The sequence below is a fragment of the Pelorhabdus sp. sgz311001 genome, assembly GCF_055901755.1.
In genome coordinates this window covers 400021-425029 of record NZ_JBVXUT010000002.1, presented here as the reverse complement: position 1 = coordinate 425029, position 25009 = coordinate 400021, and the positions used below count along the sequence as shown (strand labels likewise).

Genomic DNA, 25009 nt, shown 5'->3' with positions numbered 1-25009 from the left:
CAGTGAACAAGTTTGTTGTCAGTTATTTGGGCGGTCTGGGCGACACGCTGCTTATGACGCCAGTACTTAGAGCGATCAAGGAAACTTATCCGAATAGCCGCACTGTCGTTTTAGTCGCGCCAGCGGCAGCTTTCCTCTTTAAGGGGAATCCTGATGCTGACCAAGTGATCGGTTATCGCAAGGGAGATTCCGTTTTGCCTATACTGCGTAGCGTCTGGCGCGCTGACGCCGCCTTTCTCTTTGACAATACGAGCCGGACTAGACAGCTTATGTGGTTGGCGCAAGTGAAAGAACGACTGGGGTTTGGCGAAAAGCGAAAACGTTTTTTGACTCAGCATATACCCAAACGAGAAGATGGCCAGCGCTATCAGTCAGAGTGTTATTTTGATTTGACACGACTCATGGGAATCGATCGCGTTGATAAGACAGAACTGTTTTTAGGCTCTTGCACTAGTAGTGAGCAGAAGGCTGTAGAAGCCTCCTTAGCAAAAGCTGGAATAGCGGCACAAACACCGTTGATTACCATGGCGCCTTATTCGCTCGATTACTATAAAGATTGGCCGGAAGAGTCTTATAATGCCGTGATTGCGGCTATGGCTAGAGCTGGTTATCGAACGGTCCTGATCGGCGGTAATGAACTATCAACTAAAGCAGCTAAGTTTCCGGGGGCTCTTTATCTACAAGGGTTATCGCCGCAACAGTCTGCCTATATAATCTCGCGAGCGCGGCTGATGCTTTGCGGCTGTACTTTTGCGCTGCATTTGGCAGCAACAACACAGACGCCAATTTTGGCTTTGTATGGCAAAACCTCGCCGACGCGTTGGGCCGCTTATAAACAGTGCCGCGTGGTAAGAGCTGCAGTGGACTGTCGCGATGAAAGCTTGCCACGCATGGATTTTTGCGCGACACCTGATGGCAATTGCCCTTATGATAAGCTTTGTCTGCGCCGCATTACGCCAGAGATGGTAATCGAGCAAATAGAAGCTTTGCTGCGTTAGCGTTGCTGCAGTAACTGAATTAGCTAAGCAGCAACGAAGAAACAGTTAATAAGCAGTTAATAAAGTAAGAAGTAGGCCGGGAAGTGCCGATAAAGCAGGCAGGGAAGCAGCGGTAAGGAGAAGAGGTTTAGTGCTAGAAAGCAAAAGAAACTGGGAATATCATTTGGAGAGTCTAATCGCCGCTTTTTTAGTAGTATATAGCTTTCTATGGGGGTTCTCGCTCAAGGGAGCGCGTGATGGTATGGAATTGTTTGCGATTCTCGCCGCTTGTCTCATAGTATACCAGTATCGAAACAGAAATACGGCGCCAACCATTGCGTGGGGACTGATTATGCGGCTTGCTGCAATGCTGGGAGTATGGCTTTTGGTCAGTCTTCTTTCAGAGCAACCGGAACATAGTATAGCTTATATTCTAAGACTTGGTGTACAGTTTTTGCCGCTAGTGCTTGTTTCTTATGCAATGACGCGGCAGCGCTTAAACCGAATTTTTGTCGCAATGACGCTAGCGACAGGCGTTGACGCTTCCTATGCTATTTGGCAAGGCCTCCATGGAAATTTTCGCGCCAATGGTTTTGGGCAAGACAGTCCCTTTGTACTTGGTTATCATCTTGTTTTTTATATGATCTTTTTCGGCTGCCTACTACTTGGCTCCCGCCTTTCGCGGCGAATGGGTCTTCTTGTTTTTTTTGTGCTCGTTTTATCACTTATTGCTTTGTTATTTAATGGTACGCGGGCAGCTTGGTTGGCGCTCATTGTCGCTATTGCTTTAGGCATTGCGTTGACACCGCCTAAATATAAGCGCCTTTTAGTTTATTTCTCCTGTGGTAGCTTAGGGATTTTTCTGGTTCTCTTTTTCTCGACCGATTTGGCAGCGCGATTTATGACTTTTTTTGATCCCGCCTTTGTGTCCAATTCGGAACGAATCTTGATGTGGCAAAGTGCTATAGCTATGATTCGTGATTATCCTTGGCTAGGAATTGGTCCAGATCGTTATTTTGATTATTATAATCAGATCTACATTTCGCCATTGGCCCATGAAATAGGCATTCATCGGCATCCCCACAATCTTATTTTGAAACATTGGTGTGAGAGCGGGATTGTCGGTGTAATTCCACTCATTTTAGTATTTAGCTATTTGTTGTGGCACACTTATCAGCGCTACCGCACCAGTAGCAGTGAACTTGCTTTAGCTGCTTTTTTGTTGACAATCGCTTTTTTATTGCAGAGTATGCTGGATTACAGCTTTGATCAGCTTAGTATTATGAGTTATTTTTGGTTTTTAGTCGGAATCGGTCTGCACACGGAAAGGGGAATGGCTTATGCAAAATATTCTAGTTATTAATCTCATGTATATTGGGGATTTACTTTTTGCTACGCCAACACTGCGTAGCTTGCGGGCCGCTTTTCCTGAGGCCAATATTACCCTTTTAGCTGATAAGAAAAATGCCGCAGTGGTTCGCTATAACCCTCACATATCAGAGTTGATTGAGATTGATAAAAAAGGCTACCATGCCAAGTTATCAAACTTTATGGAACTGATTCAGGAACTAAGACAAAGAAAATTTGACTTAGTGATTAATCTTCATCGCAATGAACGATCTTCTGCATTAGCGGCCTTTAGCGGCGGGAAAAAGATTATCGGCTTTAGTAAGCCAGGGTTTCATTTCTTCTTTGATCAGGTTGTCGCCGAGAGAACCGATATTCATCAAGTCGATGCTTATTTAGAAGTGCTGCAGGCTGTGGGGATTCCCATCGAGAACGAAGGCTTGGAAATGCAGCTTGATGAGGCAGCGACAGCACGAGCGGACCAGTTGTGGCATCGGGTCTTTCCGCAGGAACTGCCACGGTTTTCCGTGGTGGGACTTAATACAGGCGGCAGTTGGCCGACGAAGCGCTGGACGAAAGAGGGGTTTGCTGCTCTGGCGGATCGGTTGCTCGAAACAGGTCATGGCGTCGCCTTCTTCGGTGGTCCCATGGATTTTGATGATGTCATGGCGATCGTAGGCTTAATGAATCATGCTGATTCGAAGCGACTGGCGATTTTTACGGGAAAAACGACACTCCTTGAAATGGCGGCGTTAGTGCAAAAGTGCCGCGTTCTGGTTACAGGCGATTCAGGACCGATGCATATTGCCGTAGCGCAAAAAGTGCCGGTGATAGCACTCTTTGGTCCGTCCGATCCAGTACGCTATGCACCTTATCAGCAGCATGACGCTGTAATAGTTAGTGCGCGTGATTGTTTGGCTTGCGGTCAGCACAGCTGCGGCGGTCATGAATGTATGAAAGAAATTGACGTCGAAACAGTGCGGAAAAAAGTGGAACGTAGACTTTCCTAGTAGGCGAGAGAGGACTTCTGCGGCAAAGCGGCGAAATATAGGCCGAGCGTATAAATGCGCTTGACTTTTAGGCACAGGAGTTTTATCTATGGAAAAAACAAAGAATTTACCGAAACTAGATCAATCTTTGTTAATGTGTAGTCAAGTGGAGCGAATGAGCCGCACTTGGCTTTTTCCGCTTCTCTTGTTGCTGAATGATTATATTGCCATTATTGCGGCTTTATTTAGTGTCTATTTCATGCGGGAGGTCTTAGTGGGGGTAGACGGCAAGCCTCTTGTATTTATTCCTTCAACCTACATGTATGTGGTAATTCCCCTCGCTTTTCTGCTGTTTTTACATTACGACAAACTGTATCAAAAGTGGCTACCCTTTTGGCAGCAGACGGAGAAGATATTTCGTGCCTGTACCTATTCAATGTTGCTGATTCTTGTGGTGCTTTATGCTACAGGCTCGATCGCTGAAATTTCCCGACTATTCATGTTCTTGTCCTGGCTCGTCACCTTTATTTACCTTACTGTCAGTCGGAGTATTGTGCAGAGTCTATTAAGTAAGTGCAATTTTCTGCAAGCGCCAGTCATTGTTTTTGGAGCCGGGAAAACGTTGGAATTGATGCTTGCCGCTTTTGAAAAGCAGCAGAATATGGGCTACCGTATTGTTGGTATCATTGAGGACAGTCTACCTGCCGGTTCGTGTTATAAGGGCTATCCCGTCTTAGGCGGATTTTGTGAAGCGGAAGTGATTCTGCAGCACGCAAAAGTCAAGGACGCCTTGATTACGGCGCCAGGACTGAGTCGCGAAGAACTCATTTCGCTCGTAAATCGTGTGCAGCCTTTTGTGGATAATGTAACTTTTGTGCCGGATCTCTTTGGCATACCTGTACAAGGCATGGAAGTCGAGACGCTTTTCCATGAAAAAATGGTGCTCTTAAAGGTCTGTAATAACCTATCCAATCGTTATAATTTGTTCATAAAACGACTTTTTGATTTGACGGCGAGCTTTTGTCTATTGCCGTTACTGCTGCCGATTATGGCGTGTATTTCGCTCTGGCTTGTCTTTGATTCGCCAGGACCCATTTTACACAAGGCCAGCCGCATGGGACGGGGCAGTAAGGTTTTTTGTTGCTATAAATTCCGCACCATGTATGAAGAGCACCAAGAGGCTTTTCAAGAGTTCTTAGAAGAAAATCCCGAAGCGAAAGAAGAATGGGAGACTTATGCGAAAATCAAAGGCGATGATCCGCGGGTAACGCGAGCCGGCGCTTGGCTGCGCCGCTATAGCCTCGATGAATTGCCGCAGATTTTAAATGTTTTTCTTGGCGACATGAGTTTAGTAGGGCCACGCCCTTATCTACCGCGAGAACGTCATCAGATGAAGGATTTTCGCCAGGTCATTCATTACGCCCGCCCGGGGATTACCGGCTTGTGGCAGGTTAGTGGTCGCAATGAGCTTAGTTTTGAACAAAGAGTTCGCTTAGATGCCTGGTATGTACGGAATTGGTCGCTTTGGCTTGATATGGTCTTTTTAGTGAGAACGATTGGCGTGGTACTCGGACGAAAGGGAGCATATTAAAGTGGGTGCAATCAATATAAAACTGCAAAGCGGCGGCATGCCAAGGCTACTGGCTGTAGTTGCTTCTATTTTGCTGATACTATATATTGGGGTTGCCGTTTGGAAGGCTCCGATTCAAGAAAAAGGTTTCTTTTGGGCTTCTGTAAATGGAGAAATGCAAGTAAATGTTTTGCCAGGCGAAACTTTAAGTCAGACGTTTCAATGTCTGGATGATCATTTTTTTGCTTTGGAAGTCTTTTTTCATGAAACAGCTCAGCCACGAAGCGGCTATGTCATTTTTACGCTTGCTGATGAAACCGCGGGAAGCATTGTTGCTAGTCAGCGAGTAAGCGTAGCGAGTTTACCAGTAGATAAATATTATCGATTTGCTTTTCCTGAGCAGATTTCTGTGAAGGGGCATAGTTATAAGCTGACTCTAAGTAGTGATCCCCTTGAGCCGCCTCATGGGCTGTCGTTGTGGCAGGCGAATCGGCTAAAGAGCGATCGCGATAACCAGCAAGTGCTGACTGTCGACGGGATTAGCACCGACCAAATTCTTCTTGGTAAAATCTTCGTCCGGGAAAAAAATTATCAAAGGCTATGGACTCCTTGTTTTCTTTTACTCATGCTAGGACTCTATATAGGTAAGCGGCGTTTCTCAAAGGCTTTTTTGCCGCTTTGTGTCGCCGTAGTAGTAGTGGTGTTTTCATTTTATAATACGATTTATTCGCCGATTGACGAGTCGGCGCATTTTGCTTATATCAATAGTTTAATTAACAATCAGCGCCTTCCGCTATTTCAAGAAATTATAAACTATAATGAAATGAATCGTCTCATGAACCCAGCAGATCCGAAAGCCATTGTTTTCGCCCAGTCTATTCCGCAATACGAAGTCGTGCAACCGCCCTTGTATTATACGCTCACGGCAGCGTTAACCTTTTGGATTGAGGACATGAAGGTTCGGCTTTATGTCATTCGTTTACTTGGCGGTTTCTTCCTTGCGGCGACGGCCTTCTTTTTATTGCGTTTCTCACAGCGGTTTTTCCCTTGTCAGGATAAACAAAGTTTATTTATGAGTTTTTCTTTTCTGGTTCTTTTATCAACTGGGCCGATCGTCAGATCGACTACCGCGAGTAATGAACCATTACTTGTTCTTATTACGACGATCTTCTTGGGATATTTGTCAAGACTAGTAGTTTCGGATCCACAAAATGATGCGACAGGCGTTGCATTAGGCAAGATGGGTCTTAAGCTTGGATTGCTTGGGGCGCTTTGTGTCGTTACCAAGATTTCTTCCTATTTCGTTGCAGCAGTGGCCTTTCTTGTTTTTTGCTATGTTGGTAGAAAAGCGCCGCTGAAAAAACAAATTGCGCGAATTGGCCTATTTGCCATCCCGTTTTTTCTTTTAGTATTGCCGTGGCTTTATTTTAACTATAAGCATTATCATAGTATCGTGCCCTTGGCGGATCATTTAGTACTTATAAAGAAGTTTGTGAATCCTGAGAACCAACCGATTACCTTAAAGCAATTACTTAGTGAAAGCGGCGAATTTGTCTGGAGCTTTTGGTTTGCCCATGAAAATAATCTTGGGGCCTTTCATGCTTTGTCGGCTATAATGGCGAACTCGCTAGCGGCACTGTTAGCTTTGACGGTAGTGCACAAGGTGAAAAATGGACGGAAAGACCAGCTTGGCTTGTTTTTTGCTATATTGCTTATTCTGAATGTGTTTTCGATCGTGTCAGGTGCTGTTACAACTAGGATTGATACTTTTATTGGACGGCATGTTTATTTGAGTTTACTGCCGATTATTTTTTTGCTGACAGAAGGGAGCTGGATTTTTTTATCGCCTTATGGACGTAATGTGGTGCAAACAGCGAATTATTTATTGCCGATTCTTTGGCTAGCCATATATTTATGGAATTAGTTCGGGTAGCAATGGGGAGGTTTCAAATTGGGGTTACCAGGGAAGGGGAATTTTACAAAGCAGTTTTTTCGTTATACCATTGTTGGTGGAATTGCATTTATGCTTGATTTTTCGCTCTTATATATTTTAACGGAAAAGTTTTCCCTCTATTATTTGCTTTCGGCTGCCATTGCTTTTGCGGCAGGATTGATCGTGAATTATACATTAAGCACCTTATGGGTCTTTGACCAGCGCAATATTGAAAATCGTTATATGGAGTTTGCTTTATTTACTGTTGTCGGAGTGATTGGCCTGGGGCTGAACGAACTGCTTCTCTGGCTGTTTACGACCCTTGGTCATATTTACTATATGGGATCAAAAGTGTTTTCGGCAATTCTGGTTTATTTGTGGAATTTTTTTGGCAGAAAATATCTGTTGTTTCGTTGATATCTGCCGTTGTACTATTTACTATGGTTAGCAAAGGAGAAAGTTCATGGGAAAAAAAGTGGCGATTATTATCGGTGCAGGGCCTGCCGGATTAACAGCAGCACATGAATTACTGCAACATACGGACATTGAGCCGCTTATTTTTGAAGCGACAGACTCTGTCGGCGGTATATCAAGAACCGTAAAATATAAAGGGAATTGCATGGACATTGGCGGCCATCGCTTTTTTTCCCGCTCCGAAAAAGTAATGGATTGGTGGCTTAAACGACTGCCGTTGCAAACGGCGCCAGCAAAAGATGATCTGCAGTTAGGGCGCGACAAGGTAGGCAGCTTTGATCATCTTTTAGGCAAGGATAGTAGCGACCCAGAGCAGCAAGATGAAGTGATGCTTGTGCGGCGGCGCTTATCGCGAATCTTCTTTTTGCGAAAGTTCTTTTCTTATCCTATTTCGCTGAGCCTTACGACGTTAGGCAATCTTGGCTTTTGGCGTGTTCTTAGAACAGGTGTTAGTTATGTCAAGTCTTCGCTATTGCCAATTCGACCTGAGAAGAGTTTGGAAGATTTCTTTATTAACCGCTTTGGCAAAGAACTTTATAATACTTTTTTTCGCGATTACACGGAAAAAGTTTGGGGCGTACCTTGTTCGGCGATTCAGCCAGAGTGGGGGGCGCAGCGGGTAAAGGGTTTGTCAATTTATAAAGCAGTCTTGCATGCGCTTCGTCAAATGGTGTGCGGCGGTGAAAAGTTAAAAGAAACGGAAACGAGTCTGATCGAAGCGTTTTTGTATCCAAAGTTTGGTCCTGGTCAGCTTTGGGAAAGGACGGCTAATGAGGTCGAAGCCATGGGCGGCAAAATTTTTCGCTCCTGTGAAGTCTGTGAGATTAGCTGGGAGAAAGAACAGATTCAGTCAGTGACTGTACGCAATAAGGTAACAGGCGAAGTAATGGTTCATCGCGCTGATTACTTTATTTCGACGATGCCCATCAAAGATCTTATCAGTGCCATGGGCAAGGCTGTACCGGAAAAAGTGCAGCAAGTAGCCCAGGGGCTTGTATATCGCGATTTTATTACAGTCGGTGTTTTGCTCAAAAAATTAAAGATTACGAATGACACGGCATTTAAAACGATTGGACAGCTTGTGCCGGATAATTGGATTTATATTCAGGAAAGAGATGTAAAGGTTGGTCGATTGCAAATTTTTAATAATTGGAGCCCCTATCTTGTTGATGATATGGATACAGTGTGGTTGGGAATGGAGTATTTTTGTAATGAAGGCGACGAGCTTTGGCAGCAGCCCGAATCAGATTTTGCTGATTTCGCTGTAGCAGAGTTAGCGAAGATTGGTATCATCGACAAGGCCGATGTACTTGATCATACGGTGATCAAAGTGCCGAAAGCCTATCCTGCCTATTTTGGAACGTATAATGAACTTTCTTCGATTCGTCAGTTTGTTGATCCAATTTCAAATCTGTTCTTAATTGGGCGTAATGGCATGCATCGTTATAATAATATGGATCATTCGATGTTATCGGCTATGGCCGCCGTTGCGGCGATTCGGGAAAATCGCTTGACCAAAGATGCAATATGGGCTGTAAATACAGAAGAAGAGTATCATGAAACCAAATAAATCCGCTGAGGGGAGAGGATTTTTTGATTACAAAGGGAATTATTTTAGCTGGCGGCTCGGGAACACGGCTGCATCCCTTGACACGGGTTGTTAGCAAACAGCTCATGCCGATTTATGATAAACCCATGATCTATTACCCGCTGAGCACACTGATGCTGGCGGGAATTCGTGATATCTTGATTATTACGACACCCCAGGATTCCGCGTTATTTCAGGCCTTGCTTGCTGACGGCAGTCAATGGGGTCTTAATTTACAGTACGCCGTGCAGCCGCAGCCCGAAGGACTAGCGCAGGCGTTTATAATTGGCCGCCAGTTTATTGGCCGCGATGGCTGTTCGCTCATTTTAGGCGACAATATTTTTTATGGCAATCAGCTAGCGAAGCATGTGCAGAAAGCGGCAGCGCAGGAACAAGGCGCCACGGTCTTTTCTTATTGGGTGAAAAATCCTGAGAGCTATGGCGTTGTCGCTTTTGACGAAAGCGGTAAGGCCATTGACTTGGAGGAAAAACCTAAAGTACCGAAATCAAATTACGCCGTGACGGGGCTTTATTTTTATGATAATCAGGTGGTTGACATTGCGGCCGCTTTGCAGCCTTCTGCGCGAGGCGAATTAGAAATTACCGATGTAAATAAAGCTTATTTGGCGCAAGGACAGCTCAAAGTAGAAAAACTCAGCCGCGGCTATGCCTGGCTTGATACAGGGACCCATGATTCGCTATTGCAGGCATCGAATTTTGTTCAGACCATTGAACAGCGGCAGGGCCTCAAGGTTGCCTGTCCCGAAGAAATCGCCTATCGCATGGGCTATATTGATGCAGCACAGCTGGCCGAACTGGCTGAGCCGCTGCAGAAAAATGGCTATGGGCAATATTTGCTGCAAGTAGCCAAAGGATTTTAGACTTGATTATAACTTCTTTATAAAGCGGTTGGAGGTTACAATATGATTCAGGATGTAAAAGTTAAGAAGCTGGTTCGTCGCAGTGACGACCGCGGTTTCTTTATGGAAATTTTGCGCGATGATGAAGCTATGATCAAAAAATTCGGTCAATCTTCCATGTCGAAATCGTATCCCGGTGTGATTAAAGCGTTTCATTATCACGAAATACAAGATGACATCTGGTTTTTCCCTGTCGGCAATGCCCAAGTTGTGCTTCATGACTTACGGCCCGATTCGCCGACAACAGGACAAACCGATGTCTTTTATATGGGGGAAGATAATCCGCTCGTTGTAGTCATTCCGGCAGGCGTAGCTCATGGCTATCGCGTCCTAGGCAATGAACCAGCCTGTATCGTCTACTATACGACAGAGTCTTATGACCCGAAAGCGCCAGATGAAAAGCGACTGGCCTGGAATGATCCCACTATTGGCTTTGATTGGACGACAGAGAATCGTTAGGAAACGGCGCAACGCTACAGAAAAATAGCAATAGCAGGTGAAAGCGAGGCGAAATAGGTAATGCATATTTTAGTGACCGGCGGCGCTGGATTTATTGGCAGTAATTTTATCCGTTATATGCTGCACAGTCATAGCGACTGCCATATTGTCAATCTAGACGCTCTGACCTATGCAGGCAATCTGGAGAATCTGGCCGATGTAGCCAAGAATCCTAATTATACCTTTTTAAAAGGGGATATTACCGATCCAGCGGCGATTGAACAGGCCATGGCGCAAGGCATTGACACGATTGTGAATTTTGCTGCCGAATCTCATGTCGATCGTAGTATTCATGACCCTGGTCTATTCTTACGGACCAATGTAATGGGTACGCTGAATCTCTTACAGGCTGCGAGGCAGTATCACATTAAAAAGTACGTACAGATTTCGACTGATGAAGTCTATGGTTCCTTAGGGTCTACTGGCTTTTTTACGGAAACGACGCCACTAGCGCCGAACAGTCCTTATTCCGCTAGCAAAGCCAGCGCCGATCTTCTTGTCAGAGCTTATCATGAAACCTATGGGCTACCTGTCAATATTACGCGCTGCTCTAATAACTATGGTCCTTACCATTTTCCCGAAAAGTTGATTCCCCTTGTCATTACGAATGCCTTAGAGGGAAAAGCTATTCCTGTCTATGGCGATGGGCTGCAGATTCGCGACTGGCTTCATGTAATCGATCATTGTCGGGCAATCGACTTAGTACTACAAGATGGCCGGCCTGGTGAAGTCTATAATATTGGCGGACATAATGAGCGGACCAATCTTTATATTGTGCAAACCATTTTGCAGCAGCTTGGTAAAAGTGAAGCGCTCATTTCTTATGTGACGGATCGGCTCGGCCATGATCGCAGATACGCAATTGATGCGACGAAGCTGGAAAGCGAGCTGGGCTGGCAGCCTATCTATACCTTTGAGACAGGCATTAAGGAAACGGTTGAGTGGTATCTATCTCATGAACCATGGTGGCAAAAAATTAAGTCAGGCGAATATGCTGCTTATTATGAAGCCATGTATACCAATCGTTAGGAGATCAAAATGAAAATACTGATTACAGGCGGCGCCGGGCAGCTTGGCAAGGCTCTGGCAAAAGAGCTGGTTGGCCAAACTTTTTGGGCCGCCTCGCGGCAAGAACTTGATATAACGCAGGCGGAGCAGGTGCAAGAACGTGTACGTTCCTATCAACCTGATGTCATCATTCATGGCGCTGCCTATACAAATGTAGACGGCGCGGAAAGCGATAGAGAAGCAGCCTATCGGCTAAATGCTGTGGGAACGCAGAATATCGCAGCGGCGGCGCTGTCTTGCGGCGCAAAATTGATCTATGTGAGTACCGATTATGTTTTTGACGGACAAGCCACTGTCCCCTATACAGAATTCGATCAGACGAATCCGCAGAGCATTTATGGCAGAACAAAGCTGGCTGGAGAACTTCTGGCGAAGCAGGTTGTAAATAAGCTTTTTATTGTGCGCACTTCCTGGCTCTATGGCGATGGTCCGAACTTTGTCCGCACCATGCTAAAGCTCGCCAAGGAGCGGCAAACCCTCACTATTGTCAATGATCAATATGGTTGTCCCACTTATGCGCAGGATCTGGCGGCGGCAATCTTGCAGCTAGCGGCGACAGAAGCCTACGGCATTTATCATTGTGTCAATCAGGGGATCACTACTTGGCACGATTTTGCAAAAACAATTTTTGCGATAGCAGGTCAAACTCAGGTAACAGTGCTCCCACAGACGACAGCCGAACTAGGTCGCCCAGCACCGCGTCCGGCATACTCGCCGCTTGGCGGCTACATGCTGCCACTGGTATTAGGGCGAGAAATGCGCTCTTGGCAAGAAGCGCTCAAAGCCTATTTAGCCATTGAGGGGGCTATAGCACATGACAACTGATCGCGACAGAGATACTGAATTTGCTGCAGTTCCTGCCATTAGCATTGTGACGACTCTCTATGCGTCAGCCAAATTTATCGGTGAGTTTTACCAACGCATGACTGCAACTGTACAGCAGCTCACGGACAACTATGAGCTTATTTTTGTCGATGACGGCTCGCCTGATGAATCTGGCGCTTTAGCGAAAGAGCTAGTAGCTCGCGATCCCAAGGTCAAGCTGGTAGAACTGTCGCGAAACTTCGGCCATCATCCGGCTGCTTTAGCGGGGCTACGCACCGCGAAAGGCCGTCTCATTTTCTTGATTGATGTTGACTTAGAAGACTCGCCGGAATGGCTGCTGCCTTTTTATGAGCGCCTGCAGGAAAAGCAAGTCGATGTGGTCTACGGCGTTCAGGAGGAGCGGGCCGGTACGGTAGGACGGCGCGTCTCCGGCGGTTTATTTTACCGACTGTTTAATAAAATGTCAGAAGTGAAAATTCCCGCCAATATTTGCACAGTCCGGCTGATGACAGCTGATTACGTGACGGCCCTTGGCACTCTGACTGATAACAATTTATTTCTGGCAGGCAATTATGCCTGGACCGGCTTTCGTCAGGAAGCTTTTTTTGTTACGAAGGAAAGAATGCGAACTGTATCAAGCTATACGCTGACTAAGAAAGTGAGTTTGCTCATTAATGCTATTACTTCCTTTACGGCCTATCCATTGCAGCTCATCTTTACGCTGGGGATGATGATATCAGCGCTGGCTGGCGTGATGGGGACGGCGATGCTTGTTCGCAAGCTGCTTTATCCTGACTATATTTTGATCGGCTATGCGTCGATTATGGTTTCTTTATGGTTTTTAGGCGGATTGATTATTCTCTTTGTGGGAATTGTGGGACTCTATCTTGCCAAGGTTTTTGCCGAGACAAAAGGCAGACCCCAGTATTTGATTCGCAAAATCTATCAGCGAGGTGATTCTCATGAATGAACTTGATGCACTCTGCGGCGCCTACGGCGCAGCTGGTCCTTATTATGATGAATGCATGCGCACTTGCCAATGGTTTTCGGAGCGCATGATGGCGCGGTTTTTAGCCAAAGACTATAAGACGCTAGTGAGTCTTGGCGTAGGTTATACGGCAGTCAATCAGTCTGTTGTCGCCAAGTTAGGCAAGAAATTAGAAAAATATTGGATTGTTGACGGCTCGGAGCAAATGCTGGAAAAGGTGCGTCAGGAAGTGACGCTAGCCGATACCATGACAACAGTTCACGCTTGGTTTGAAGAGTTTGATCCTGGGCAGAAGGTCGACGCCATCGAAATGGGCTTTATCTTAGAACATGTGGAAGATCCTTTGGCTCTGGTAAAGCGCTATGTGAACTTTTTAGCGCCAGGAGGCACTCTCTTTATTGCCGTGCCAAATGCCACTTCGCTCCATCGGCAGATTGGCCATGAAGCGGGACTGTTGCCTGACTTATACCAGCTCAGCGACTATGACCGCGGTTTTGGTCACCGACGTTATTTTGATTTAGCGGCGATTCGTTCGCTCGTCGAAGCGGCCGGCCTTACGGTTAAAACGACTGAAGGCATCTTACTAAAACCGATTACGACAGGCCAGATGAAGGAACTCGCTTTTTCGGAAGAGATTATCAAGGCGTTTTTTACGACGGGGATTGCCTATCCTGAGCTTTCAAATAGCTTGTATCTGGAAGCACAGCTTTAGGAGGCGGCAGCTATGAATGGCAAACGGCCTCTCGTTATTTTCGGCATTCACGATTTTGCGGAATTGGCTGCCTATTTTTTCACGCAAAGTGAAGAGTATGAAGTCGTGGCCTTTACGGTGGACCGCGCTTATGTAACGACAGACTCCTTTCAGGGAAAGCCTGTCATTGCTTTTAAAGACCTTGAAACAATCTATCCGCCAGATTCCGTTGATCTCTTTATTGCCATTGGCTTTCAAAATTTGAATAAAGGCCGTGAGGCTAAATGCGCCGCAGCGAGAGCAAAAGGCTATCGTCTGGCCTCCTATGTGGCGCCCAGCGCTGTTGTTTGGCAGGGGTTTGTCCCTGGCGACAACTGCCTGATTATGGAGCAGGCTGTGATTCAACCCTTTGCCACCATGGGCAATGGTGTGATTCTCTGCTCTGGCGCTAATGTGAGTCATCACTCTACGCTTGGCAACTATGTATTTATGGCGTCTCACGCTGTGATCGGCGGCCATGTAGTTGTGGGAAATCGTGTGTTTTTAGGCATGAATTCTACCATTAAGCATCGACTCACTGTGGGCGATGACGCGCTCATCGGCGCTGGCGCTCTCGTGTTGGAAGCCCCCGCTAAAGGGAGCGTCTATACGGCCGTTGGCAATACGGCGGCGCCTTTTAGCAGTCGCTTGGCAAAAAACTTTTTATAAAGGAGGGAGACGCGTGCAGCCCACTTATCAGGAAATGTTAGAAACCCTGCGTAGTCAAAAGGAGACAGCGGCGGCTTTCCCGCCTGTTCATATCCGGCTGCTGCGCAATTATACGATCGAAAGTCTGGAAGATTTTTTAGCCTATCAACTGTATTCTGTGGAGCTACGTCCTGTTGTCACCCTAAGCGGCTATAATTCATTGCCCCAGGATATTTTGGCAGGCTGGGAGCCTGTTCCTGCGGGCGAAAAAGAAATTGTCGTATTAACGCTCTTGCTTGATCAGATTGACAGTGACTGGAATCTTCCCGGCTGGGATAGCCGCGGCGTCCAAGATTACCTCGAAAATGTTCTTGCGGCGATTAAGGAGCAGACCACAGCGCCTGTCCTTATTCATACGTTTTTACTGCCGCCTGATGAAGAGTCTGTCCCGCTGAAGGGAGAACTCTCCTTAACCGAAAAAATTGAAGGGCTGAATGCTCTTCTTAAAGACTATGTAGCCCAGCACAGCGCCCAGTTTTATTTGATTGATTGGAATCGCTTGGTTCGGCGCACGGGCTGGCAGGCGGCCATTGATGAACGGAACTGGCTTATGTTTGCTTCGCCACTGCGTCCCGCTTTTTTAGCTGAATATGCTAGCGAGATTGCTCCCTTTATTAAGGCTCTGACAGGACGGGCCAAAAAATGCCTCATCCTTGACTGCGATAATACGCTCTGGGGCGGCGTTGTAGGGGAAGAGGGCCTGAGCGGCATAGCCCTTGACCGCAATACCTATCCTGGCAAGGCCTACTATGAATTTCAAAAGACAGTACTCGCTCTGGCGAAACGAGGCGTTATGCTGGCTCTTTGCAGTAAAAATAACGCGGCCGATGTCTGGGAGGTTCTGGACAATCACCCATACTGCTTGATTAAGCGAGAACATCTAGCAGCCTGGCAGATCAACTGGGAGGATAAGGCGACTAATGTGAAGCGCCTAGCCGAGCAGCTCAATATTGGTCTGGCTAGTTGTGTCTTTGTCGACGATAATCCTGTCGAATGTTCCCTAGTGGCCGAGCTTTGTCCGGAAGTGTTGACACTGCAAGTGCCGAAGAAATTGGCCGCTTACCCAGCGCTATTACAGAAAGATCATTTGTTTACGAACTTTGCCGTAAGTCAGGAAGATCAAAATCGGGCCAAGCTCTATCAAGCCGAACAGGCGCGACAGGCGAAAAAACAGCGCTATCAGGATCTTAGCGAATACCTCTTATCACTGCAAACGACGCTGACCCTGGGACGAGCTACAGCCGAACAGGCGGCGCGCATTGCTCAGCTCACGCAAAAGACAAATCAATTTAACTTGACGACAAAACGGTATGCGGAAAGCGAGATTCTCGGCTTTATCAACGATCCTGACCGCTATTTTGTTTTATATGGCCGCGTGGCTGACTGCTTTGGCGATCTAGGTCTAACTGGCGTTTTGTTAGTCGAGCGAGACGGAAACAAGGCGAAAATTCTAAACTTTTTGCTAAGCTGTCGTGTCTTGGGACGCCAAGTGGAAACGGCCTTGTGGCAGGCCGCGGCGCAGCGAATCGAAACCGATTGGCTCGTGACCGACTGGGAAGCAGCCTATGCGCCTACCGCGAAAAATAGTCAGGTTGCTGATTTTTGGCCAAAGCAAGGCTTTAACGCATCGGGTGATGGTAGTTTCAGTTTGACCAGTGCGCAACGGAAGAAAGAAGCAATTCCCCATATTTTGCTTCAGTGGGAAGACGAGGGAGGAAAATCATGAAGGCGATCAATCAGGAATCCGTAGAGAAAGAGGTTCGGCAAATCGTGGCGGCAGCATTGCAAAAATCAGTAGCCGAGCTTACGGTACAGGCTAGCTCCGACACCGAAGCCGCTTGGGACTCACTAGCGCAGCTACGCATTATTGCTGGACTGGAAGAAGCCTTCACCATCGAATTCAGCGATGAAGAAGTGACGGCCCTTGCTAGTGTTGCTCAACTGACAGCTGCAGTGCTTTCCTATCAGGAAAGGGGGTAGCTGTTTTTGCAATGTCTTGTATTAGGCGGCAGCGGCTTTGTCGGCTCTGCCATTGTAGCCGAACTGCTGCGAAGCGGCCATGTTGTGGCAACGTATGAACGAACTGCGCCGCAGCTCCGCCGCAGCTACCAAAAAAACAGTCCGATTCAGTATCTGCAAGGCGATTTCACGGCAGAAGCTGATTTTTCTTCCCTAGTAGCTGGTTTTGACTGGGTCTTTCACTTGATCTGCACGGCTTTGCCTGCTGATGAAGATGGGGCCAAACAGATTATAGACAATGTAGTTCCCACGTTGCAGTTATTGGAAGCGTGCCGACAGCAGGGCGTAAAGAAGGTCTTTTTTGTGTCATCAGGCGGTTCCGTTTACGGTCTTTCCGGTGATGAGCCAATCGCTGAGACAGCGCCCACCAATCCAATCTGCGCCTATGGCGTTCATAAGCTGGCTATTGAAAAATATCTTCAGCTCTACCATCATCTCTATGGTCTTGACTATGCTTGTATGCGTTTGGCTAATCCCTATGGCGAAGGGCAAAATCCAGCGAAACCTCAAGGCGCAGTCGCTGCTTTTGCAGCGCGGCTACTAGCAGGTCAGCCCATTGAAATTTGGGGCGACGGCTCTGTCGTCAGAGACTTCGTCTATGCCGATGATGTAGCCAAGGCGGCCCTGGCGATGATGCAGTATGAGGGGCCTGAGAAAATCTTTAATATTGGCAGTGGAGCTGGTTGCTCGCTGCGTGAACTCCTGAGCCTTCTAGAAACAGTCGCTGATTTGAAAGCGCAGGTGCGTTTTACGCCAGGAAGGCGACAAGATGTGCCTGTCAATATCTTAGATATTTCTCTGGCGAAAGCGAAGCTGGGCTGGCAGCCGACGGTTACTTTAGAAGCGGGCCTAGCGCGGCTTATGAAGGCCTGAACCTCAGCAAAAGAGAAAGGAGCTATTTCGTACTCATGAAACTTGTTGCTCTCCAATCGGATTATCTGCCTTGGAAAGGCTATTTTGATATGATCCACGATGTGGATCTTCTTGTCGTCTATGACGATGTGCAATATACGAAAAATGACTGGCGTAACCGTAACAAAATTAAGATGGAACGGGGAGCGTCCTGGATTACGCTGCCGGTAGGTTATGATTTGACGCGAGCCATTGATGAAGTCAAGCTAAAAGACGATAGCTGGCAGGCCAATCACTGGGCGAAAATCTGCCAAGCCTATCGGAAAGCCCCCTACTTTTCTCGTTACAAAGACTTTTTTGAATATGTTTACTGCGAAGCAAAGTGGACGTATCTGTCAGAGCTTGACCAATACTTGATTCGCCATATTGCCAAAGAGTTTCTCGGCATTTCCGTAGAATATAAACATGTGCGTGATTATGATCTACAAGGCAAGAAGCTGGAAAAGCTTCTTGATCTTATGGATAAATCACAAGCCTCTGTATATGTATCCGGTCCAGCGGCGCAGGATTACATTGATCCTGCTGAATTCGACAAACGCGGCGTAGAACTCATTTATAAGGATTATTCAGGCTATCCCGAATATGATCAGTTTTATCCGCCCTTCGACCATTATGTGAGTATTATTGACCTGTTGTTCCAGACAGGGCCTGACGCACCTTATTTTATTTGGGGTTGGCGAGAAGAAAAGAAATGCGTAAAATGAAAAAAAACACAAAAAAAATGTAAACCAAAAGAGGAAAATTTAGCTTCATGTAGAAATATTATCCTAACGCCAATGCCACTAGGATTTGCCCACTCTCAGCCGGGGATCTGATAGTGTGCAAATATGCGGAATTGTAGCGGACAAGCAAGGCTCATTTTGCAAAAACTGTGGAAAAATGAGGATTTTTAACTTTATTTTCTTGTACAGGTATAGTATACTTGTATCTGTAGCATGTTTTTCCACGGGTATCTGCAAACGAAACTTCGCTTTTGTTCAAGGGGGAATGTTTACAGAAAAAAGGTTTTAAAGTATGGATTCATACTAAATTCTCATAAGAACAAAAGAGTTTATAAAAAAAGAACAAAATCTGAGGAGGTCTTTTTTAATGGCAACTGTTGATATTACTAAAAATGCATACACAGCAACAACACCGGGCGATACTTATACTTATAAGTATGATACTGCTGTTACAGGTGCGGTAACCAAAGAAAGCATTTATTTAACTGATGGTGGTAATGGTTTTGAGGATGCATCAACTTCCGATGCTTCTGCCAATGCTTTGACTATCTATGGCGGTGCTGGTAACGATACCTTTACTGAATCTGCTGGCGCTAAAGCAGCTAGCATTGTAGCTTACGGCGGTGCTGGTAATGATTCGTTTAATATTAACTCAGCGGGTAGAGTTGCTCTTGATACTTTAGTTGGTGGTGCTGGTAATGATACCTACACACTACTTGCTTCTGGTACTTTAGCTGACCAGATTATAATTAATGCTGGCGATGGCAATGATACTATCGTCGGTATTGATAACACTGGTGCAACTGCTAATACTGGTACGCTTCTTCGCATTAATGCGGCTGCTAGCGATTTAACTTATTCTGTTGATGGTGCTAACTTAATTATCAATGTTGGTACTTCTGGTCAGACAGTCGTACTGAAAAACGCAGCAGTTGATGCTAAAACTTTCAGTCTTTCTCGCATTCTAGATATAAATGGCAACGCTTTAACTGGCACAATCTCATTTACTGCAGATACGCTTACTACAAAAAATACAAATATTGCTTTAGATAAAGATGTTACTTATGATGGTACCCTTGATACGACAGCAACTAAAGTTGTTGGCACTGGCAAATCGGATAGTATTATTCTCGGTGCTACTGGTTTGACTGGTAAATCAGTCAATTTGTCTGGTTCGATTTTCAGTGGTTTTGTAAATATCGATGACAGTCTTTCTACTGCTGGCTCCAATTATTTGCGTGGCGATAGCAAAAACAACTCGATTACAGGTGGCATAAACGACCAACTTTGGGGTGGCGCTGGCAATGATACATTAGACGGTGCGGGCAAAACAGGCGAAATTTATTGGTTTGGCACAGGCGATGGCAATGATCTTGTAAAAGGTACAGCTGCAAGTGATACTGTTTTCTTATATGACGGTACGTCTAGCAATGTTTCTTACCAGAGAACTGGTACGAGCGGAACGGATCTTCTTATCACTGTGGGTTCCACTGGCGCTACTTTAACAGTTTCTAATTATTTCCACGATTCAAATGCTACGACTGGTGATACTTCTGCACCGCAAATTAAATTAGCTAATGGCACTGTTGTAACTCCAGTTCTTTCTAATGCAGCTGGTAATGCTACTTACAAGTATGATCCTACGAAAAACTATGGTGTAATTGCTGGGCAAGGTACTGGCAATGTACTTGATGCAAGTGCAGCGGGTCAGCCTGTCACGATTAATCTTTATGATACAACGAAATTTACAGGCATTCAGAAAATTTTAGGTAGCAATACTGTAGGTACTGCAAATGCTGGCGATTATCTGCGTGGCGATAGCGCTAGTAACACAATTACTGCTGGTAATGCCGGCTATGCAAATATCTGGGGCGGTGCAGGCGGAAATGATACGTTAGATGGTAACTTGAAAGATAATAACGTATACTGGTTCGGCAAAGGCGACTCTAATGATGTAGTTAAAAACACTAAAGCTAATGACGTAGTTAGTCTTTATAATGTAAATCGCGGTGATGTAACGGCTACAGTATCTGGCGGTAATGTTGTTGTAGGTATTAAAAACGATTCTGTTGATTCTTTGACTATCGTTCCTGGTACTGGCGTTGCTCCTAAATTCAAATCAGCTGATGGCAAAGTCTTCAATATCGACAATGTTACGGGTACTGTTGGAGCCGAAAGTACTGTTGTTGCTGGTGATTTAGCGGTTGGTACAGTAAGTGGCGCTGCTATTAAAGGAGTGACTACTGTAAACCTTTATGATACGACACAGTTTATTAATATCAATAATGCTTTAGGTAATGGCACTGGTTATGTTCGCGGCAACAGTGCTGATAATATCTTAACTTCTGGTAAAGGTGATCAACTTTGGGGCGGTGCTGGTAACGATACTTTGATTGCTTCTACTGGTGTCGGTGCTGGAGCAGATACGTTCTGGTTTGGTCAAGGCGATGGCAATGATAAAATTACTGGTGCTACGGCACTTACGACTAATACGATCAATCTTTATAATGCAAATGCTAGTCAATTAAACTATGCGCTTGATGCTGCGACTGGTAATCTGAAATTAACAATTGCTGGCGATACTGCTGATAGCTTGACTATAACTGGCGGTACTTATAGCAATCTGACCTTCGTTGATCAGACTGGTAAATTATTTAATGCTTTTGTAGCTGATGACACTTCAACAGCAGCTATCAATGTAACTGGCGCATTGCAGAATTCCGTTGTTGTTGGCGGTGCAGGCAACCATACTGTAACTGGTTATAAAAATAGTACGCAATTAGGAAAAATTGCTCTTGGCGGTACAGGCAATACTGTAGTTGCTGGTGTAGCAGGCACAACGATCAATCTTTATGATACGACTCAATTCTCAGGTGTACAGAATGCTAAAGGTGCAGGTACTTCTTATGTTCGCGGCGATGCTAACAGCAATGTCTTGACTGCTGGCGATGCTGGTGACCAATTGTGGGGCGCTGCAGGAAATGATACTTTGGTGGGTACTAATGATAATACGAAAGCCGTAACATACTGGTTCGGAACTAATGACGGTAGCGATAAAGTATTCAATGCTACTTCGGCAGATTCGGTTATGCTTTATGATGCTGGCCTGAGTGCATCTAGTGTTGGTGTAGCTGTTGATACAAACGGCGCTCTGAACTTGACGATTGGCGGCGGCACGTTAAGTATCCAAAACTGGAATGATACGACTGGTGTAAATACCTTCAATATTAGTGGAAATCTTTATAAAGTTAAAACAACTAGTGGTTCCACTGGTACAACTTACAGCTTGGTTCAGAAATAAGCCTTGCTTAAAAATTAAGACAACTTATAAAAAGGTGCAGTCTTTCGAGATTGCACCTTTTTTGTAATTCAATTCAAATGTTTGGAGTAAAAGAATAAAGCAAACATCATAGTCTTGTAGCAGTGAGCTTATATTAGTCTCACTGCTATTTGTTTTTCAAAGCTTAAAAAACTTGGACCTGAAAAGACAGCAGGATAACCCTTGAAAAACAGCAGGATAACCCCTCGTGTGTCGCCACTATATATAGTAAACTAATTCATAATAATTTTTTGAATTTTAAGGGTAATAAGGATAAAAAAGGTAAATGAGATGCGAAAGGGGTATTTTTGATATGGCTACTATTGATGTTACCGCAAGTAAGTATGTGGCTACAGAGCCACTAGAAACCTATACTTATGATGTTGCAAATGCTGGAAACGGTATGGCGGCAACAAAAGAATCCATATATCTAACGAATAGAGGGAACACCTTCTTAGATGACAATACAGCAGATGCATCCAATACCATCCTAACTGTCTATGGTGGTGCGGGAAATGATATTTTTAAAGAAATGACTGATATAGCAGCGCAAGCACCAGCTTTACTGATTCAAGCTGGTGCGGGAGATGATATCCTTGATCTTTCTACAGTTGAGTCTGGCCGAGTTAATTCGGATACTTTGTTGGGTGGAACTGGTGATGACCTTTATAAACTTAATACTACTAGCGCTGTTTTGGATCAAATCGTAATCAGTGCTGGCGATGGCAACGATACAATTTATGGTCTTTGTTTAAACGACACGACTGGTATCGCTAATAATGCTGTAATAAAGATTTTGGCCAATGCTGCTGATTTAAGCTATTATAGCAATTCTAGAGGTTTGGTGATTCAGGTAGGCACGACAGGACAGACAATACAAATTGATTATGCTGCGATTGATGCGACTTACAAGAAGTTTAACTTGTCCTCCTTACGCGATGCCAGTGGAACAGCCTTAAGCGGTAATGTAGTTTGCAATAATGGGTTTATGAATAGCCCGTTCATGGATGGGGCGATTAACATTGCCACTCAATCTTTCGCGTATTTTGATAAAGCAAATCCTAGTCCTTTGACAAAAGTGATTGCTAACCATGATGAAGTGAACAGTACAATCCTTTATGGTTCAACAGCAACGGCTGATGGGCAGTCGATTAACTTGTCAGGATCTATTTTCAGCGGTTTTAAAAATATTATTGATGATAGTGGTAGAAACGGCAATTATTTGCGCGGTGATAGCGGCAATAACTCTCTTAAAGTTACTGGGATAAATACAAATGAGCAGCTTTGGGGCGGTGCTGGCAATGACACACTAGATGCGAGTGCCGCTGCAGGTTCTACAACTTACTGGTTTGGCTCTGGCGATGGCAATGACGTGGTGATGTTTAAGGCTGGCGGTCATGATGTGGTATATCTTTATGATGCTACGACATCAGATGTAACGTATGCCAAAGGCGGTAGCTTTGGTACGGATTTGGTGATTACCGTGGGAGTGATGGGAGCAGCCTTGACTATTAAAGGCTATTTTGACAGCTCTACTGCAATTTCCGGCAACCCTAGTAGTCCTCGTATTAAGTTATCTGACGGAGCCTTTGTAATGCCGATTCTGACAAATAACGGCGGTAATAATCTCATTCCCTATGATCCACAGGTGAATTCCGGTTTGCTTCGGGTGAATGGCGTCAATAACACCTTAAATGCGGCGGCGGCTAATAAGACTGTTACAATTAATCTTTATGATACGACAAAATTCAGTGGCATCCAGAATGTAATTGGCAGTAATGGGGCCAGCGGCGAGGGGGATTATTTACGCGGTGACAGTCATGACAATGCGATCATTGGCACAGGAAGGGCAAATCTTTGGGGCGGCGCTGGCGGCAATGATACTCTTACTGTAAGCGGGACTCAGAATGTAATTTGGTTTGGTCGCGGCGATGGGCAAGATTCGATTGCTACAGCTATGATTGTAAATGGCGGCGTCTTTACGAATGCTTTTGACGCAAGTGATACGATTCAACTCTATAATGTGAACCGAAGTAGCGTCAAGCCAATGATTAGCGGCGGCAATTTAGTGATAGGTTTTACTGATGAGACAGAGGATACTTTAAATCTTGGTTCTTTGACTGACTGGGCGGCTTTGGCGGCGAGTCCTCAGTTTTTAACTGCTGATGGAAAATTATTCCGTATTATCGCGGATGATGTTGTGACGGACGCTGCAGGCGGCATAAATTATGCAAGTGATAATATTTATGTGGCGCAAAATAGTGCTACAGCTACCATCGCCAGCCAAGCCGATGCAACGGTAGATCTTTATGATACGACGCATTTTATTGATATAAATAATGCTGCAGGCGGCGGTGGCGGCTATCTTCGTGGCAATAGCGCTGATAATGTCTTGACTGCCGGTAATTCTTCTGGCGTTGGCGATCAACTTTGGGGTGGTGAAGGCAATGATACGCTAGTCGGAACTGACTCGGCGAATACTTTTTGGTTTGGTTCCGGCGACGACCATGATGTGGTTGTGGTTCATGGGAGTAATGATACGATCAATTTGTATAATTGGGATGTGAGTGAGCTAAATTATGCAATTGACAGCAGCGGCTTTCTGACAATTAGGGCAAACGGCAATAACGCCGACAGCCTGTATATTGAAGCTGCGAGCTATAATAGTATGATTTTTCAAGATAAAAGCGGCGTTAGCTTCACGATTCAAGAGGTGAATCCTGGAGCTCGTACAGTAAGTGCTGCTGATTTAGCAGCAGGCAGTGTTATTATCAGCGGTCAATCTAGCGGCAACGATACCGTAACTGGCTATGATAATGTATATAAGCTTGGCAAAATTAGCCTTACTGGTACTGGCAACGAAGTCGATGCTGGCAGAGGCGCTACTGTGTCTACGACTATTAACCTCTATGATACGACAGCGTTTAGCGGCGTGCAAAATGCTAAAGGCGATGGCGGCGATTACTTACGTGGTACTATCGGCGATAACGTTCTGACAGCTGGCGGTACTGATGATCAGCTGTGGGGAGCAGCAGGAAGTGATTCTTTAGTTGGTAGAAACGATGGTACTTTAGCTGGTATGGTCAATGGGGACTATGATGTATACTGGTTCGGTAAAGCCGATAACAATGATACGGTATATTACTCTGGTAAAACCGATTCTGTTATGCTCTATGACAGTGGTCTCACGGCTGCGTCTGTTGGAGTTTCCTTTGCTGTGGGAAATTTGTCCTTACGTATCGGCGACGCTACGCTGACAATTGCAAACTGGGATGTGACGACAAGCGTCAATACTTTCCTGATTGGCGGCAGTGCCTACAAAGTGCAAAGCTTTGGGACAGGTTCCAGTACGACCTATAGTCTGGTTCAGAAATAAATAACCAGTTATAATAGAAGAGAAAATAAGGGAGTGTGTTTGGGTA

At 45.4% G+C, this 25009-nt stretch carries 20 protein-coding genes; all 20 read left to right on the top strand.

What is annotated here, in order from left to right; genetic code table 11:
* Nucleotides 1-2 precede the first annotated feature (2 nt).
* Nucleotides 3-998: a glycosyltransferase family 9 protein gene (locus tag AC0MXB_RS07845; RefSeq protein WP_474039102.1), complete on the top strand. Its 996-nt coding sequence runs from the start codon at nt 3-5 to the stop codon at nt 996-998.
* Nucleotides 999-1128: 130 nt separating this feature from the next.
* A complete protein-coding gene (locus AC0MXB_RS07840; RefSeq protein ID WP_474039101.1) occupies nt 1129-2340 on the top strand; it encodes an O-antigen ligase family protein in 1212 nt (403 codons plus the stop codon).
* On the top strand, nt 2318-3334 hold the full coding sequence (locus AC0MXB_RS07835; protein ID WP_474039100.1) for a glycosyltransferase family 9 protein: 1017 nt from the start codon (nt 2318-2320) through the stop codon (nt 3332-3334). Before AC0MXB_RS07840 ends, AC0MXB_RS07835 begins: the two co-directional genes overlap by 23 nt.
* 88 nt (nt 3335-3422) lie before the next feature.
* Nucleotides 3423-4904: an undecaprenyl-phosphate galactose phosphotransferase WbaP gene (gene wbaP / locus AC0MXB_RS07830; protein WP_474039099.1), complete on the top strand. Its 1482-nt coding sequence runs from the start codon at nt 3423-3425 to the stop codon at nt 4902-4904.
* 1 nt (nt 4905) lies between these two features.
* Nucleotides 4906-6807 (top strand): hypothetical protein, encoded by a 1902-nt coding sequence (locus AC0MXB_RS07825; protein ID WP_474039098.1) that lies wholly within the window; start codon nt 4906-4908, stop codon nt 6805-6807.
* Between the two features lie 27 nt (nt 6808-6834).
* Nucleotides 6835-7233: a GtrA family protein gene (locus AC0MXB_RS07820; protein WP_474039097.1), complete on the top strand. Its 399-nt coding sequence runs from the start codon at nt 6835-6837 to the stop codon at nt 7231-7233.
* A 46-nt stretch (nt 7234-7279) separates the two neighbouring features.
* Nucleotides 7280-8860 (top strand): NAD(P)/FAD-dependent oxidoreductase, encoded by a 1581-nt coding sequence (locus tag AC0MXB_RS07815; RefSeq protein ID WP_474039096.1) that lies wholly within the window; start codon nt 7280-7282, stop codon nt 8858-8860.
* A gap of 23 nt (nt 8861-8883) precedes the next feature.
* A complete protein-coding gene (rfbA, locus tag AC0MXB_RS07810; protein ID WP_474039095.1) occupies nt 8884-9759 on the top strand; it encodes a glucose-1-phosphate thymidylyltransferase RfbA in 876 nt (291 codons plus the stop codon).
* Nucleotides 9760-9801: 42 nt separating this feature from the next.
* Complete coding sequence (locus tag AC0MXB_RS07805; protein WP_474039094.1) at nt 9802-10257, top strand: dTDP-4-dehydrorhamnose 3,5-epimerase family protein; 456 nt, start codon at nt 9802-9804, stop codon at nt 10255-10257.
* 60 nt (nt 10258-10317) lie between these two features.
* A complete protein-coding gene (rfbB, locus tag AC0MXB_RS07800; RefSeq protein WP_474039093.1) occupies nt 10318-11325 on the top strand; it encodes a dTDP-glucose 4,6-dehydratase in 1008 nt (335 codons plus the stop codon).
* A gap of 9 nt (nt 11326-11334) precedes the next feature.
* A complete protein-coding gene (gene rfbD / locus AC0MXB_RS07795; RefSeq protein ID WP_474039092.1) occupies nt 11335-12189 on the top strand; it encodes a dTDP-4-dehydrorhamnose reductase in 855 nt (284 codons plus the stop codon).
* Nucleotides 12179-13159 (top strand): glycosyltransferase family 2 protein, encoded by a 981-nt coding sequence (locus AC0MXB_RS07790; RefSeq protein WP_474039091.1) that lies wholly within the window; start codon nt 12179-12181, stop codon nt 13157-13159. Before rfbD ends, AC0MXB_RS07790 begins: the two co-directional genes overlap by 11 nt.
* Nucleotides 13152-13889 carry a class I SAM-dependent methyltransferase gene (locus AC0MXB_RS07785; RefSeq protein WP_474039090.1) on the top strand — a complete coding sequence of 246 codons (738 nt, stop codon included), beginning with the start codon at nt 13152-13154 and terminating at the stop codon, nt 13887-13889. The genes AC0MXB_RS07790 and AC0MXB_RS07785 overlap by 8 nt, the downstream gene beginning before the upstream one ends.
* A gap of 12 nt (nt 13890-13901) precedes the next feature.
* Nucleotides 13902-14576 carry an acetyltransferase gene (locus tag AC0MXB_RS07780; protein WP_474039089.1) on the top strand — a complete coding sequence of 225 codons (675 nt, stop codon included), beginning with the start codon at nt 13902-13904 and terminating at the stop codon, nt 14574-14576.
* Nucleotides 14577-14589: 13 nt separating this feature from the next.
* Entirely contained in the window at nt 14590-16341 is a 1752-nt protein-coding gene (locus tag AC0MXB_RS07775) for an HAD-IIIC family phosphatase (RefSeq protein WP_474039088.1), read from the top strand.
* Nucleotides 16338-16595: an acyl carrier protein gene (locus tag AC0MXB_RS07770; protein ID WP_474039087.1), complete on the top strand. Its 258-nt coding sequence runs from the start codon at nt 16338-16340 to the stop codon at nt 16593-16595. The genes AC0MXB_RS07775 and AC0MXB_RS07770 overlap by 4 nt, the downstream gene beginning before the upstream one ends.
* A 6-nt stretch (nt 16596-16601) precedes the next feature.
* Nucleotides 16602-17507, top strand: coding sequence for an NAD-dependent epimerase/dehydratase family protein (locus AC0MXB_RS07765; RefSeq protein WP_474039086.1), 906 nt, complete (start codon nt 16602-16604; stop codon nt 17505-17507).
* A gap of 35 nt (nt 17508-17542) precedes the next feature.
* The gene (locus tag AC0MXB_RS07760; RefSeq protein WP_474039085.1) at nt 17543-18250 is read left to right on the top strand and encodes a WbqC family protein; all 708 of its coding nucleotides are present in this window, start codon (nt 17543-17545) and stop codon (nt 18248-18250) included.
* A gap of 385 nt (nt 18251-18635) precedes the next feature.
* Nucleotides 18636-21569: a beta strand repeat-containing protein gene (locus tag AC0MXB_RS07755; protein ID WP_474039084.1), complete on the top strand. Its 2934-nt coding sequence runs from the start codon at nt 18636-18638 to the stop codon at nt 21567-21569.
* 331 nt (nt 21570-21900) lie between these two features.
* A complete protein-coding gene (locus AC0MXB_RS07750; RefSeq protein WP_474039083.1) occupies nt 21901-24963 on the top strand; it encodes a beta strand repeat-containing protein in 3063 nt (1020 codons plus the stop codon).
* Nucleotides 24964-25009: the final 46 nt, after the last annotated feature.

What these genes read in the sequence shown, in the direction of transcription:
- AC0MXB_RS07835 (WP_474039100.1), top strand. Translation starts at nt 2,318, where the DNA reads ATGCAAAATATTCTAGTTATTAATCTCATGTATATTGGGGATTTACTT.
- wbaP (WP_474039099.1), top strand. Translation starts at nt 3,423, where the DNA reads ATGGAAAAAACAAAGAATTTACCGAAACTAGATCAATCTTTGTTAATG.
- AC0MXB_RS07815 (WP_474039096.1), top strand. Translation starts at nt 7,280, where the DNA reads ATGGGAAAAAAAGTGGCGATTATTATCGGTGCAGGGCCTGCCGGATTA.
- AC0MXB_RS07805 (WP_474039094.1), top strand. Translation starts at nt 9,802, where the DNA reads ATGATTCAGGATGTAAAAGTTAAGAAGCTGGTTCGTCGCAGTGACGAC.
- rfbB (WP_474039093.1), top strand. Translation starts at nt 10,318, where the DNA reads ATGCATATTTTAGTGACCGGCGGCGCTGGATTTATTGGCAGTAATTTT.
- rfbD (WP_474039092.1), top strand. Translation starts at nt 11,335, where the DNA reads ATGAAAATACTGATTACAGGCGGCGCCGGGCAGCTTGGCAAGGCTCTG.
- AC0MXB_RS07790 (WP_474039091.1), top strand. Translation starts at nt 12,179, where the DNA reads ATGACAACTGATCGCGACAGAGATACTGAATTTGCTGCAGTTCCTGCC.
- AC0MXB_RS07785 (WP_474039090.1), top strand. Translation starts at nt 13,152, where the DNA reads ATGAATGAACTTGATGCACTCTGCGGCGCCTACGGCGCAGCTGGTCCT.
- AC0MXB_RS07780 (WP_474039089.1), top strand. Translation starts at nt 13,902, where the DNA reads ATGAATGGCAAACGGCCTCTCGTTATTTTCGGCATTCACGATTTTGCG.
- AC0MXB_RS07770 (WP_474039087.1), top strand. Translation starts at nt 16,338, where the DNA reads ATGAAGGCGATCAATCAGGAATCCGTAGAGAAAGAGGTTCGGCAAATC.
- AC0MXB_RS07760 (WP_474039085.1), top strand. Translation starts at nt 17,543, where the DNA reads ATGAAACTTGTTGCTCTCCAATCGGATTATCTGCCTTGGAAAGGCTAT.
- AC0MXB_RS07755 (WP_474039084.1), top strand. Translation starts at nt 18,636, where the DNA reads ATGGCAACTGTTGATATTACTAAAAATGCATACACAGCAACAACACCG.
- AC0MXB_RS07750 (WP_474039083.1), top strand. Translation starts at nt 21,901, where the DNA reads ATGGCTACTATTGATGTTACCGCAAGTAAGTATGTGGCTACAGAGCCA.